At 36.7% G+C, this 12,881-nt stretch carries 15 protein-coding genes and 1 pseudogene; 2 read left to right on the forward strand and 14 right to left on the reverse strand.

Going from position 1 to position 12,881, the window contains the following annotated elements:
- Positions 1 to 41: 41 nt before the first annotated feature.
- Positions 42 to 1,052, reverse strand: a complete 1,011-nt coding sequence (locus KTHG_RS13735) for an alpha/beta hydrolase (RefSeq protein ID WP_139994371.1) — start codon at positions 1,050 to 1,052, stop codon at positions 42 to 44.
- A gap of 83 nt (positions 1,053 to 1,135) precedes the next feature.
- On the opposite strand from KTHG_RS13735, the gene KTHG_RS13740 reads away from it, so the two are divergent.
- Positions 1,136 to 1,657 carry a dihydrofolate reductase family protein gene (locus KTHG_RS13740; RefSeq protein ID WP_255512469.1) on the forward strand — a complete coding sequence of 174 codons (522 nt, stop codon included), beginning with the start codon at positions 1,136 to 1,138 and terminating at the stop codon, positions 1,655 to 1,657.
- 23 nt (positions 1,658 to 1,680) lie between these two features.
- On the opposite strand, the gene KTHG_RS13745 is transcribed toward KTHG_RS13740, so the two are convergent.
- The 5 genes and pseudogenes from KTHG_RS13745 to KTHG_RS13765 form a co-directional block, all read right to left on the reverse strand.
- Entirely contained in the window at positions 1,681 to 2,937 is a 1,257-nt protein-coding gene (locus KTHG_RS13745; protein WP_139994373.1) for a DUF4179 domain-containing protein, read from the reverse strand.
- Positions 2,927 to 3,427 (reverse strand): annotated as a pseudogene (locus tag KTHG_RS13750) (sigma-70 family RNA polymerase sigma factor); the annotation flags it as partial. The pseudogene KTHG_RS13750 and the gene KTHG_RS13745, both read right to left, overlap by 11 nt.
- 196 nt (positions 3,428 to 3,623) lie before the next feature.
- Positions 3,624 to 3,845, reverse strand: a complete 222-nt coding sequence (locus KTHG_RS13755; protein ID WP_139994377.1) for a hypothetical protein — start codon at positions 3,843 to 3,845, stop codon at positions 3,624 to 3,626.
- Positions 3,846 to 3,895: 50 nt separating this feature from the next.
- The gene (locus KTHG_RS13760; protein WP_222424351.1) at positions 3,896 to 4,363 is read right to left on the reverse strand and encodes a methyl-accepting chemotaxis protein; all 468 of its coding nucleotides are present in this window, start codon (positions 4,361 to 4,363) and stop codon (positions 3,896 to 3,898) included.
- Entirely contained in the window at positions 4,315 to 4,605 is a 291-nt protein-coding gene (locus KTHG_RS13765) for a HAMP domain-containing protein (RefSeq protein WP_186439614.1), read from the reverse strand. Before KTHG_RS13765 ends, KTHG_RS13760 begins: the two co-directional genes overlap by 49 nt.
- Positions 4,606 to 4,613: 8 nt before the next feature.
- Between KTHG_RS13765 and KTHG_RS13770 the strand changes: the two genes are divergently transcribed.
- A complete protein-coding gene (locus tag KTHG_RS13770; RefSeq protein WP_255512470.1) occupies positions 4,614 to 5,072 on the forward strand; it encodes an MFS transporter in 459 nt (152 codons plus the stop codon).
- A 78-nt stretch (positions 5,073 to 5,150) separates the two neighbouring features.
- Here the strand turns inward: KTHG_RS13770 and KTHG_RS13775 are convergent, their stop codons facing one another.
- From KTHG_RS13775 to KTHG_RS13810, 8 genes are all read right to left on the reverse strand, one after another.
- Positions 5,151 to 6,548, reverse strand: a complete 1,398-nt coding sequence (locus tag KTHG_RS13775; protein WP_139994381.1) for a DHA2 family efflux MFS transporter permease subunit — start codon at positions 6,546 to 6,548, stop codon at positions 5,151 to 5,153.
- A 97-nt stretch (positions 6,549 to 6,645) separates the two neighbouring features.
- Entirely contained in the window at positions 6,646 to 7,218 is a 573-nt protein-coding gene (locus KTHG_RS13780; RefSeq protein WP_126989102.1) for a TetR/AcrR family transcriptional regulator, read from the reverse strand.
- Between the two features lie 114 nt (positions 7,219 to 7,332).
- Positions 7,333 to 8,706, reverse strand: coding sequence for a GGDEF domain-containing protein (locus tag KTHG_RS13785; RefSeq protein ID WP_139994383.1), 1,374 nt, complete (start codon positions 8,704 to 8,706; stop codon positions 7,333 to 7,335).
- A 194-nt stretch (positions 8,707 to 8,900) separates the two neighbouring features.
- Entirely contained in the window at positions 8,901 to 9,458 is a 558-nt protein-coding gene (locus tag KTHG_RS13790) for a sugar transferase (RefSeq protein WP_139994385.1), read from the reverse strand.
- The gene (locus tag KTHG_RS13795) at positions 9,343 to 10,572 is read right to left on the reverse strand and encodes a glycosyltransferase family 4 protein (RefSeq protein ID WP_255512471.1); all 1,230 of its coding nucleotides are present in this window, start codon (positions 10,570 to 10,572) and stop codon (positions 9,343 to 9,345) included. The genes KTHG_RS13790 and KTHG_RS13795 overlap by 116 nt, the downstream gene beginning before the upstream one ends.
- A gap of 10 nt (positions 10,573 to 10,582) precedes the next feature.
- Positions 10,583 to 11,173, reverse strand: a complete 591-nt coding sequence (locus tag KTHG_RS13800) for a TetR/AcrR family transcriptional regulator (RefSeq protein WP_139994387.1) — start codon at positions 11,171 to 11,173, stop codon at positions 10,583 to 10,585.
- An 11-nt stretch (positions 11,174 to 11,184) separates the two neighbouring features.
- Positions 11,185 to 11,646: a DUF4352 domain-containing protein gene (locus KTHG_RS13805; protein WP_139994389.1), complete on the reverse strand. Its 462-nt coding sequence runs from the start codon at positions 11,644 to 11,646 to the stop codon at positions 11,185 to 11,187.
- Between the two features lie 138 nt (positions 11,647 to 11,784).
- Positions 11,785 to 12,881, reverse strand: a 1,097-nt coding sequence (locus KTHG_RS13810; RefSeq protein ID WP_186439615.1) for an Ig-like domain-containing protein, incomplete at its 5' end; no start/stop codon positions are given.

The raw sequence follows: 12,881 nt of genomic DNA on the forward strand, positions 1-12,881 counted from the left end.
GAACGGTTGTTTTTATACGTATGTCCCAGCCTCTTAACGCATCATTTCATATAATCTCTTAAAAAGATCAATGTTTCATCCAATGCTTGCTGTGCTTCTGCTAAGTCATAGCTAAACTGATATTCATGATAAATGTCTTCCTGATGTTCATCGAAAAACAGACTTTCAACTGATACATTTTTCGACTTTAGCGCCAGATCTAACGCCTTGCCTTGCTCTGGAAATGAAAGCGTATTGCCATCTGTGATATATGTTGGTGGGAAATCCGTCGTCACATGCTGCGCAATCGATGCCTCATCGATTGCCGGATGCGACTTCCATTCCTTATCCCCTAGTAAATCCCACGCTACTGTTCGAGCAAAAAATTTCATAAATAAATTCGTTGCTGGCAATGTTTTAAGTTGCTGTAAATCAACAGGACCACTATACGAAATAAATGCCTTCAGCTCATTCTTTGGTACAGTTGCTGTCATATTCATCTGTTTAGCATAATCTGGATTTGTCTGAATTAATACAAACTGTCCTGCAATTTGTGCACCTGCTGAATCACCGCCAAATGCCACTTTTGTAAGATCTAAATATGGATAATCTGCCGCATGCTTACGAACATACTGATAAACATCCTCTAACTGCTTCACTTGACCTGGATACTTAAGCTCAGGTGCTAGTTCATAATTGGCTGAAATCATCGCAATTTGCTCCTTCTCCGCTACATAGTGAGCAAATTCATTAACGAGCGATTTGTCCCCTGCTAAATAGCCGCCACCATGTAACCAAAAAACAACCGGAACTTGCTCCGTTTTCTTTAAATTTTTTGGATAATACATATCAAATATATTGCGCGCATAAGGTGAATCATAGTGCTCATTTTTTATTACATTTACTGTTTCCTTTGCTTGCTCGAATTTACCTGAATCGCCAATTGGCACCTCTCGATTAAATGCAAATTGGATTAATTTTGTCCCTGGTTTAGGTGACACCTCAAATGCGATGACAATACCTAAAATTGCCACCAGTAAAATCACTGAAATCCATCGTAACCATTTCTTCATAGTATAGCCGCCCCTTAGCCTCTTGATACCCGTATCATAGCATATCCGGAATATGCTATGATACTAAAACAAGGAGGGATTCGGTGCGAAAAATCAAACTATTTATTGCGATGTCTCTAGACGGCTATATTGCTACATTGGATGACAGCTTAGACTGGCTTATGAAGGTCGATGGTAAGGGAGATAATGGCTACGGCGACTTTATGCGTGACATTGATACGGTTATTATGGGCCGCACAACGTATGACTGGGTGATGAATGAAATGAATGGCGATTATCCGTATAAAGAGCAGGTAGGTTATGTATATACACATCAAACACGCGAAAATACCGCGTATATTACCTATACTGATGAACCCGTTCAATCACTTGGTAGACAGTTGAAAGCTTCCAAAGGTAAAGACATTTGGATTGTTGGCGGTGGACAGTTGATTTGTGATTTCCTCGAAGCAGGTCTTGTCGATGAAATGACACTAACACTCACACCAGTATTATTAGGTGAGGGCATTCGCTTATTCCCTGAAGGAAGCTATGAATCGGAGTGGCGGCTTACGAAAACGGAAACATTTAATCAGTTCGTCAATGTACATTATGAAAAAAAGTAGCCCCCTTTGTTGGGTGCTACTTTTTAATAGATTCGAATGGTTGTTGATCCTTGTAAATAATGTTGATACTGTTCAATTTCAATTTGCACAGGTTCTTTAATCTTTTGAACGTTATATTTTGTTTTCACAATAATTTTTTTATTCATATGATTTATTGAACTAGAATGAAAATCAACAGTCTTACCAGATAAAGTACTTGCGTCTGCACTAAAGATTGAGGAGTTTTTTCCTTTATAATGAATTGTTCCATTTTTATAAACTTTGAATTTCTCTTTTACGTATGCAGGCTGTTTAAGGACCTTCTCTGCAGAGAAATCTACAACAATAACAGTATCATCTTTTGGAATCGCTTGTACATGTCCCATTTGAAGATTAAGTTCCTTAGGATTACGGAAATAATTGCTTTGTAGCACATATGCTGTTTCGCCGGTTTTAATATCTTGCTGACGTGATAGGCCATTTTGTATCCCGCCCCAAACTTCATTATGTTCGTCCTTCAAATGAATCGAATCAATGTTTAAGATTTTTTTTGTATTTGTAGAGGCTGCCTTTGTCACAACAACTGCGCGTAGAGGTGACACACGTAATTCTTTTATAGCTATTTTCTGACCATCAATGGTAACTATTTTATCTAGTGGATAGATGGTTGTTTTTGCGATGTCATTTTTCAGTTTAAATGGTACTTTAATTAGTGTATCATTCACTTTAAAATCTGCCTCTAGTACCACTTTATTCCACTGTACTTGTTCTGTTAGAGGAAGATTTAATACAAACTCATACTGCTGTTTTTTATCATTTACAATTTCACTCCACATTGAGCCTTCTACTTCCTTACCATCTTTTTTGAAATGTTCTACCATTACTTCGCCATCTTTTTTGACACCATTTACTTCATAATACATAATAAATCCAGTTTCATCGGCAATCATATTAGTAATTTTTACAGTGTACCCATTTTTGGTTGCCTCTGCATTTACTTCTTCCATATAGTGATACTTTGCGATATCTTCAAGTCCTTTGTCATCCATCATCGCTGTAACAAGAGGTTCAAATAATGAGATTTTAGCTACTGTCGCCGCAAATGTTGGTGATAAACGAATCGAACTCAAGCCTAAAATCAACAGAGCCGCAAGAGTGATAATTACGGGCATCACAAATGATCTCTTGCGTTGTTTTCCACCTAAAACATGTGTTAATACACGTTCTTTTTCACGCTTTGTCACTTCTACTTCTGTGACATCATCAATATCTATATGAAATTTTCGTTTCTCATCCTTCATACAATGCTCTCCTCCTATCCTGCTGCGTAGCAAGCTTCTTTTTCCCTCGATACAGCCTGTTGTCTACAGCAGCTTTTGTTAATTCCAGTGCTTCTGCTATTTCACTATTATTCATTTCTAAATAATATTTCATAATGAAAATGTCCCTGTCTACATTAGGTAATTGACTTAATTTTATTAGCATTTCTTGACGTTCTTCTTTCTGTAAATACAACTGTTGGGGTTCAGAATCTACAGAAAAATACGACATATCCTCTTGCTTAAACTCATACTCTCCTCGGCGTTTTTGCTGACGATATAAATCAATAGCTTTATATTTTGTCATAACCCCTATCCAGCGCTTAAAGTCTACTTCATTTCCTTCAAACTGTGCACTTTTCTGCCAGACTGCTAAAAAAATATCATTCACACATTCATCGACAGTAGCTGTATTAGATAAAATGCGTAAGGCAATTGCTTTTACATATGGCATATACACATCAATAATCGCTTCGAGTGCATGTTCTTTTTCTTTTTAATAATTTAATCTGCCGTTCGATTGATTTTGTCATTTTGCACCTCCCTGTTATATATGATAACGAATGCATTTTAGAAATATTCTCACATTTTTTTAAATCATAATAAAAAAAGAACCACATTTTTTAAATGTAGTTCTTTTTAATATATAGACTAACGAGCTATATTTATTAAACATTAAAGCGCCCAGCTAAATTTTTCTGTGTATTTGCACGATCCTGTAAGCTTTCAGATGTGCCAGATAGACTTGAAATAACCGATGTAATGTCGTTCAATGATGTTGAAACTTCACCTAATTGCTGTGATTCGACCTTAATGGAACGGGCAATATCTGTTACTGAAGCCGATACTTCTTGTGTAGAGGCAGATAACTGCTCTGTAACGGCAGACACTTCCGTAATTTCACCTTGCTTTTATTAACAGATTGTAAAATATTACCAAATTATTCACTTGCTTTTGCAATTGTGTCAACACCCTCTTGAATCGACACATTATTTTGTATAATTTTATTTTCGACAATTGTTGTCGCTTTTTGAACATTTTCAATCAATAATTGAATTTCACTTGCCGATTTATTGGATTGCTCTGCTAAACTGCGCACTTCATCTGCTACAACTGCAAACTCTTGGCCCGCTTCTCCTGCGCGTGCCGCTTCAATTGCTGCATTGAGTGCTAAAAGATTCGTTTGCTCCGTAATTTGCCTAATCGCTTTGACAATCAATGTAATTTCCTCAGATTGTTTTGATAATGCTTGAATTTGGCCTGTTGTCTCTACAGAGCTCGTCGAAATCTCCATCATCTTACGTGTAATATCCTCAAGTGCTTGACGACCAGAATCAGACAGTGTGACAGAATCAATCGCTACTTCTTGTAGATTTTGCGTTGCTTCTGCAATTCGTTGAATCCCCACTGCGCATTGAATGCAGTCGACAGTGTACTGATTTCATCTTTCGAACGAACTGCAACATCTTCTGTACTTAAATCACCAGCTGCTACTTGCTGAATCGATTGATTTAATAATTCAATTGGTCGAACAATGGATCTACGCATATAAAAAATAATTCCTACAATAACTGCAATTAAAATAATTACTAGTACAACCCCGACTATTGTGGCAACATTTGTTGATTTAGTCCCCTCTTTATTCCGCACAAAAAGGCTTGTTAGATGCAGCAAGTTACTTCTATGCTGTACTTGCTGTTGCAATGATTGGCGTACGTCCAGTAATAGGCCTTATTTATGACACATATGGCGCAAAATATGTCATTATTCCATCATTCATCTTCTTTGCAATTGGCCTATTTTTATTAGGTAATGCTGAGAATGCCGCTTTATTATTAACATCAGCTGCCTTCATCGGTGTTGGATACGGTACACTGACGACAAGCTTCCAATCACTTTGCATTCAAGCAACCTCTCCGCAGCGAACAGGCTACGCTACCGCAACCTACTTCACATTATTTGATGCCGGAATCGCCATCGGTTCTTATGTACTGGGCATCGTTGCCGTATCTGTGGATTACAGCGCTATTTATGTGCTTTCTGCTGTGTTGATGATTGTAATGCTAGTCCTATATCTATTACTTTTTGTACGACAAAAGAACAAAATAGAAGCTTAAAGCAAAAAGGAATCGCCTTCGCGGTTCCTTTTTTATGCACAAAAAAAGACTAGGATTCCTCCTAGTCTTTTAAAAATATTAGTGATTCATTTTTGGACGTGTTACGAATAATGATAATACAAACCCAATAACCGCTAAAAGAACAATGAAGAAGAAGGCATGCTCTATCCCTGCAGCAATTAATGTTTCAATGCTTGCTTTTGGATGTTCAGTAGCATAGGATGCTTGACCTGTTGTCATCAATGTAATGGCAATAGCTGTACCTGCAGCACCCGCAATTTGTTGGAATGTGTTCAGTACGGCTGAACCATGTGTGTACAATTGTTTTGGTAATTCATTTAATGAGTTCGTTTGTGCTGGCATGATAATTGTTGATGCACCGATGAAGAAAATCATATATGCCACAATTACAATCCATAATGGCGTTGTTGCACTAACGAAGACATATAACATAACGGTTGCAATAACGAAGCATAAAAAGCCAATTGTTAAATAAATTTTCGCGCCAACGCGGTCAAATGTATTCCCAACGACTGGTGCTAATGCTGCATTTAAAATATTACCTACAAGCATTGCTAGACCAGCGCTTGTTGCTGTTAATAATAAACTGCCTTTTAAATACATTGGCATTAAAATAGCCATCGCTAAAATTAAGGCGAATGAGATGAATAATAGTAATGAGCCAATTGTGAAATTACGGTATTTAAATACATGTAAATCAATCATTGGCTGCTCGCTTGCAAATTGACGCCATACGAATAATAGTAAGGCTACAATACCTGCAACTAAACCAACTGTTGAAGCAGTTGTTCCTTCTGAAAATGTGCTTAGGCCATAAATAATACCCCCAAAAGCTACTGTTGAAAGAATAACAGATAGGAAATCAATTTTTGGTTTTGTTAATGTTGTAACATTGTATACTTTTGACATAAATACAACAATTAAAATGATATATAATACCACACTTACCCAGAAAATATAATGCCAGCTTGAGACATCGACGATAAAGCCGGCTAATGTTGGTCCAATAGCTGGGGCTAATGTAATAACCATCCCCATGATACCCATTGCTGCCCCACGTTTTGTAATTGGGACAACAATTAAAATAACATTAATCATAAGCGGTAAAACAAGACCTGTACCTACTGCTTGGATAACACGTGCAAGTAATAAAATTTCAAAATTTGGTGCGATTGCGCCAATAATTGAACCAACAATCGAGAAAACAAATGCAAGGATGATAATTCCTCGTGTTGAGATCCATTGAATAATTAAAGCTGAGACCGGAACTAAAATTCCTAATACTAATAAATAACCAGTTGTTAACCATTGTGCTGTTCCAGCGCTAACATTAAAGTCGGTCATCACATTGGTGATAGCCATGTTCATTGCTGTTTCCCCAAATAAGCCGACGAATGTTGCAATCATTAATAAAGCAATCATCGGTTTTGGATTCTTTTGTTGTTCTGTAGTCATACTAACTCCCTTTACTAGACCAGTCTATATAATTTAATTCCAAAAAAATATTAGACCAGTTTATATATTTTTTATTCAAAAAACAATTCCTAGGCTCCTATGCGAAGAAACCTGGAATTGTTTTTCGTAGCATATGAATGGGTTCATTTGATTTTTTCGTAATCGATAGCATTAATACGCCTTCAATGGCAGCACAAATCGATACTGCAAGAGCGCGTGCCTCTGGCTGAGCGACACCTGAAGCGACTATCTTCTTATAATAAAGCTGCTCTACCTGATTGTAATTTTCCTGACACACTTGTCGAATCTCTTCATTCGCAAATGCTGATTCTAACGAAATCAGTGAAAAGGGCGGCATGTCTAACTTATCCGGTGTTTCTAGATTTTCAAAGCGCTGACTCATCTTATCTAAATAATGTTGAATCGCAATGACTGGATCTAGGTCCGAATCTAAATGCGCTTGAATGTCCTTAACCAATCGATTGGATGACGACTGTACCACCTCTTTCACGAGTTGATCCTTACCATTTGGAAAATAATGATATAGGGACCCTTTCGGTGTGCCAGATTCTTTTAAAATCTGATTCAGCCCTGTCGCATGATAGCCTTGTGAATGAAATAGCTTCGTTGCTACATCTAGCAAGTGATCACGCGTCGGATTATTTTTCATAAGAATGTCCTCCTAAAAAAATTATAACGATTGGTCTACTCGATATATCTTACGCTTTTCAATTTTGAAAGTCAAGAAAAAATCCATTGAAAAAATACATGTCTACGCATCCTTTTAATCAATTATTTTATATTTAAGATAGCCTTTTCCCGTCTCCTTGACGGTATAAAGCAATTGGTCTGCAAGTTCAATTGCAACATCAAGTGGCTGACGATTCGCAATAAGGACCGCACCGATACTATAGCGTAAATGAATGCGTCCCTCGTTAATCGTTTGCTTTGCCATATGCTCCCAAAATGCTTGCGCATTTGTCTCAATTGCATAATCATTTTTGACAATCACAATAAATTCATCGCCGCCAAATCTCGTAATAATTGCGGATTGCTTCTCGAAATATTGCTTGGCCGCTTCTACCGTTTGAATCAGCGCCTGATCGCCTACAAGATGCCCGTAACGATCATTAATTAATTTAAAATCATCCAAATCAAACATATAGAGCTGATACCATTCATTTTCTGCAAACATTTCCTGAAATACATCTATCATAAATGAGCGCATATATGCCCCTGTTAAATCATCTACATTCATTTGTTCTCGTAATTCATATTTTTGCTGAAGTATCTCCATATCATTCATTTGCTGCAATAAATTATTGTGTTGATAGCTTTGAATCACTTGGCGCTGTAGTTCAACTACTTTTTCATAATCCTCATATTGTAAATAATGTTCAATTACTAGTGGATATACATATTCACGAATTAATGGATCATTTTCTGTTTGTTCAAATGTAATCATTTCCAACGCTAACTGCATCGCCTTTTTATGTGCATTTTCTGCAAGATAAAGTCGTAATTGCAATAAAAAATAATCATTTTTCATCACCTGACTATGTTGTGTAATTACGAATTTATTTAAACTATTAAAAAGTAAGCGTGCTTCTAAAATTTGTCCTAGTTCTAGTCGCAGACGAGCTTCTAAAAAATAAACATATTCTATTAAAAAATAGCCTCTTTTTTGCTTATTTTGTCGTTGTTGAATAATTTGTACTTCTTTTAAGGATTTTTCAAATTGACCGTTGAGCATATGAAGTGCCGCCAATGTATAATATACCTGATTTGTATAAGAAGAAAGCTCACTTTTTTGCAACGAAATTGCTTTTTCAAAGTAATAGATAGCCTTTGCATGTTGCTTGAAAAATGACCAGCAGTGCATCATCAGCATATAATAGCGGCGACTCTGTTCGACATTTTTAATCCATGGAAAAATCGGTTGAAGCTGCGCGACAATTTGGACCATTTCTGCAAACTTCGCCTGAAAAGAATAACTTTCGCCAAGTAATAGCAAACAGTGAAATTGTTGGTTTCTATTTTGTTTAATTGCAGGCGATTTTAATAATTTTTTCGCTTCATCAATTACTTCATGATAAGCTTTTTGATGATATAATTTTTGCAATTTATGTAAGGATTGTTCTACATAGTGTATTGCCATGAGACACCTCCGTTCAATACTATAGTACAAGAATACCTTATTCGAATCGCAATAAAACAGTAATGCATCTTAATAATTCGGTGATAAAGAACCGTTTTTTATCTGTTTAATTATTTATTAAGTCTTTTATTAGGATAAAAGGCTTTATTTTACAAAAAAAAGAGAAGTGCATTATAATGCACTTCTCCTTTTGCTTACGCAATGTCCTGTTGTTTAAATACTTTTGTAACTGTTTTACAGACAATTTTTATATCAAACCACAATGAATAATGCTGTACATAATAGGCATCATAACGCACTTTATGCTCATCACTAATCAAATCTCGTCCATTCACTTGCGCATAGCCTGTAAGTCCTGGCTTAGCAGCATGTACATTGAATTGCTCTCTCTTTGAAATTAACTCATATTGATTGTACAGTGCAGGTCTTGGCCCAACAAAGGACATATCACCTTTTAAAATATTAAATAGCTGTGGTAGCTCATCCAAACTCGTTTTGCGTAAGAAATGGCCGCTTTTTGTAATAAAGGCAGCCGCATTTTGCAGCTCATCCGTCGCTAAATTTGGTGTATCTATCGCCATTGTTCGAAATTTATAGATTGTAAAATGTCCATCATATTGTCCTTTTCTTTTTTGCTTAAACAATACTGGACCCTCCGAATCTAATTTGATCCATATAGCAATTAAAAGCATGGGCAAGAATAGGATAACAATCAATAACGTAGCGACTAATAAATCGGTCATACGTTTCATTCATACTCCACTCCCATCTCTTGTTGCTCACACTGTCGAAAATAACCATCTGTCTATCCAAGACTTTTTCTTCATCATATTGTTCTAAAAAGCGTTGGCGTCCAGCTTTACCAAAAGCCTTAGCCATTTGCTGGTGTTCAAATAATTCGTTCATTGCATCCTTTAAATCAGATGCACTTTGAACAGTACATAGCAGCCCTGTTTTTTGATGAATCACTTCTTCACGACATCCCCGAATATCCGTTGCAATCACTGGTTTTTCCATTGCCATTGCTTCAATAATGGAACGCGGGAGTCCTTCACGATGACTCGGCAACACGAATGCATCTGCTGCATGAAGTAATGCTGCAATATCCTGTCGTAAGCCTAAATACGTAACATTTTTTTGAACTGTAGCGGGAAATGTATCGCGATCTCCTTCTACTTGACCGCCAACAATAACGAGATGTGACCTTGGTTCATTTAACAACCGAAAGGCTTCTGTTAATTCTGCTAATCCTTTTTCGTATACTAGACGACCAACGAATAAGTAAACAAATGTGTCCTCAGCTAATCCGAGTTTTTGGCGCATTTCGTTTCGATTATAGTCATTTGGCTCAAATAGTTTCCGATTGACGCCATTTTGAATATGAATTAATCGCTCTGGGCGTTTAAAATGATTGTTCACAGCTAGCTGATAGTCTTCTTCACTTTGGAAAAAGACATAATCACTACCCCATTTTGCTGCATACTTTTCAAGTGTATACGCAATTGTGTAAGGAATCTTATTCATACGCTCATGAAAGTAAAAACCATGCGCCGTATAAATAATCGTTGGTACACGTGCTATCTTCGCTGCAATTCTTGCCAACATACTCGCGACAGGTGTATGGGTATGCACAACATCAAATTTTTCGGATTTCATAAGCTTCACAAGTTCTTTTAATGCCTTCGCATGAGTCGCCATACGCATACTACGTTCAAAAGAAATGGCGTGCATATTGGAATGCTTAGGCGCAGTGGTTATGCGGCAAGCAATATGCACTTCATGCCCCTCTTTTTGCAAACGATGAATCAGTGGCAATAGAAATTTTTCTACTGTAAAGTCTACCGCCGTTACTTGAAGAATTTTCATTTAATTCTCCTCACATTCTTAATGAAATGCGAACAAATAAAATCGCCATTTCATCCGATGAACGTCGCATTCCTTCATCTACCCAGCCAAAGATAATACCCATCGCAGCTTTTAAAATATAGCGCTCATATAAGTCATTTTCTTTTGTGAATTGCATATTATAGGGTGTACCTTTATGCGCCTTATAAAAACGTAAATAATACTTTTCTAATAACTGTTCTAATCGTAACGTTGTTTCACGCGAACTTTTTAGTCCCAACAAGCAATTTGTTAAAGCTTCTTCTTTTTTCATATAACTAAATAAAGCAGCAATAGGTGGAAATGGCTTTGTCACAAATTGATCTAACCCCTTATTCACATAAGTAGGTGACATTATATTGTGCAAGATGATGTCGACATGGTAAAAGAAGTACTCCATATAATTCGTATAGAGCTCTTGCTTATCTTTAAAGTGTAGATAAAATGTTGCACGATTAATTTGAGCTTTCGATGAAATGTCCATTACTGTAATGCGATCAAATTCCTTTTCTAATAACAGCTCTTTAAATGCATGGTTTATTAACTCTTTTGTATGAATTACTTCTACTCTTTTTGTCGGCATCGTTATTCCTCCTATCGCTCAATTTTCCATAATTCTTTTTTATCGTTTTCTAAGTCGTCATATTCTACTGTGAATGGTCCTTTACCAGCAGCAGTAAATGAAACAGTACCTTCCACTTCTTTACCAGCTTTAATTGTTTCACCCATATTATTTTCAACTGCAGATGTTAAATTTTTTGCTTCTGAATTTTGTACATTTAATACAAAGGCATCAAAGAGTTTCTTTTTGTCCGTTGTATTTTTAACTTTTAAATGCAGCGTTAACGTATCGTCTTTTACTTCTGTTGAAAGCAATTGAATTTTGAAACCATCTACTTTTACAGCATCGTATTTCTCATCAATCTCGCCTACTTTAATTTGTGCCTTTGCCTCATTAGCATCATTAGTTTCTTCTACTTTTTCAGCTTTATTACATGCAGCTAAAAATAGCGAAGCTACTAGTAATAACATCATTGTTTGAGTTAACTTACGCATACATAACCACCCTTTTTTAATTAATATGAAAGAAGAAGGGCTACCGAGGTAATGATCCCTTCATTCAGAAATAGCAAAGAAATCGCCAAAAGCGATTTCTTATGCTACTCTTCGTTCAACGGTAGCCCGATTTAAAAACTAATCTGCTGGTACAGTGATTGATGCTTGACCATCTTTTAATTTTTCATAGTTGCGAACTGTGATAACATCACCTGCACCTAAGATTTTCTTGTTACCGTCAGCATCATAGACATATTTACGTGTAATTGTGAATTCACCATCCACAACATCATACGTTGCTAATGCCTTACCATTCACTGATAACTGTACTTTCGTTACGCTTGCATCTGTTGTACCTGTAATCGTATATGTCGCTTTATCAACATTCTCAATTACAACTGGTGCTACTTCAGTTGCAGTCACGGCTTGCTCTACATAGTAATTTTGTTTTCCATTATCAGCTACTGTTACGCGAACGATATCACCAGCACCTAATAATTTTTTATTACCTTCTGCATCATAGACATATTTACGATCAAATTCGTATGTGCCATCTGCATTTACAGCAATTGTTGTTAAATCCACACCATTTACTGATAATCGAACGCGTTCCACATCTGGTCCAGCAGTACCCGTAATTTTTGTCGATGCAAATTCACTTCTTTGGACTTCAACGGCATCCATTGTGATTTGTAGCTCTGCTGGTTGTACAACTGTTTCTCCTGCTGTAACAGGTTGTTTTCCTGGCCCGTAATACGAGACAACGATTTCGTCACCTGCACCTAATACTTTTTTGTTGCCATCTGCATCATATACATACTTACGATCAAATTCGAACGTGCCATCTGGATTAACTGTTGCAACAGTTAAATCTTTGCCATTCACTGTTAATTTAACTTTTTCTGTTCCTTTTGGTGCTGTACCTGTAATTAATGTGTTAAATTCTTTTATTTCATTAACAACAATCGCACCTGAAATGGCTGGTGTTTTCACTGTTCCTTCACTTGAACCTGCTTCATTTTCAGCTTTCACCGTTAAGTCGGCTTCTGGCCCTACTGTACCAGGTACCGTAATCGTAAAGTCGCCATTTGCATCTGATGTACCACTGCCGACTTCATTTCCGTCTTTATCGTAGATTGTAACGTCTGTATTTGGATCTGTTTTACCTGTTACTTCGTAGCCATCTGTTGGGTTACCTGTTACTCCAAGCTCAGATGGTGCCGCTGGCGCTACTA

The sequence above is a fragment of the Kurthia sp. Dielmo genome, assembly GCF_000307285.2.
Classification (GTDB): domain Bacteria; phylum Bacillota; class Bacilli; order Bacillales_A; family Planococcaceae; genus Kurthia; species Kurthia populi.